We start from the raw sequence: 1,144 nt of genomic DNA, 5'->3' as shown, positions 1-1,144 counted from the left end.
CGCCCTTCACCGGCATGCAGCATGCCAATATTTATACGTGACATCCCCTCACCGTGACGAGGAATGGCCAAAAGCTGAGTAACACAATGACAAGCTCCCGCTAGCGCATTGGCCCCCAAATGTGGATTTACTCCGGCATGAGCTGGCGCGCCATGAAACGTGAAATCAAGTTTCGTGGTACACAAAAAATCTGTTGGCGCGACCGCTACGCAACCACTAGGTACTCCCATGCCAATATGTGCAGCGAGAAAATAATCGCTGTCATCTAAAATCCCCCCCTCAGCAACCGGTTTAGCCCCGCGCACGCCCTCTTCAGCGGGTTGAAAAACCAATTTTATTTTGCCGCACAACTGCGCTTTGGCACGCATAACCCACTGCGCTAAACCCAGTCCCATCGCAATATGACCATCATGCCCGCACGCATGCATATCGCCTGGGTGCTTAGACGTAAAGCCCACTAGAGCTGGAATATGCGACTCATCATCTGACTCGGAAACCGCCACACAATCAATATCAAAACGTAACGTAGTAATCGGTCCAGCACGGCCACTATCCCATACCGCAACGCAACCGGTCAGCCCATCCATCTCATCGAGCAAGGTTTGAGAGATGCCTGCCGCTTGTGCACGAGCCAGACTGGCCGCCACCTCATTCTCATTACGACCTAAAATATACTCGCTAGACAAAAATTCTGAGGCAGTTAGCACATCCCAGCCCATATCACGTAGCTGTGTAATAATTTTGGCCGTGGTCATAAACTCACCCCAACCACGTTCTGGGATCTGATGAAACGCACGGCGCCATTGTTGTAATTGATTTAATTCAGACATAGGGCCTCCGTTTATAAGAAGAACAATGCAATAAATAATACCGCCACAATCATGCCTGGAGCGGTACGTTTAGCGATCTCTAAAGGGTTTACGCCAGCAAGACCTGCACAAACAATCGCAGCACCAGCCAGCGGTGACATGTTGCGGCCCAGTGCCGAAGCCAGCATAACACCTACACCTAATGTATTTACTTCATAGCCGAACATATTGGCATGTGGCGTAACTGCTTCATTAAATGCAAAAGCTGTCGCATCACCCGTTCCAGTAATTAGCCCCATAAAAAATGGCCCTAATGTCCCTCCCCAGCGAGCGAA

General features: G+C 50.2%; 2 protein-coding genes. Both read right to left on the bottom strand.

Annotation, left to right across the window (positions count from 1 at the left end; all coding sequences use genetic code 11):
* Nucleotides 1-830 (bottom strand): amidohydrolase (locus tag ACRC27_RS13060; RefSeq protein ID WP_438640075.1); only part of this gene is annotated, 830 nt, incomplete at its 3' end.
* An 11-nt stretch (nucleotides 831-841) separates the two neighbouring features.
* Nucleotides 842-1,144: C4-dicarboxylate transporter DcuC (gene dcuC / locus ACRC27_RS13055; protein ID WP_438640074.1), on the bottom strand; the 303-nt coding region annotated here is incomplete at its 5' end.

The sequence above is a fragment of the Plesiomonas sp. genome, from assembly GCF_051650925.1.
In the GTDB taxonomy this organism is placed as follows: Bacteria; Pseudomonadota; Gammaproteobacteria; order Enterobacterales; family CAMTGL01; genus Plesiomonas.
This window is presented reverse-complemented; position numbering and strand designations above follow the sequence as displayed.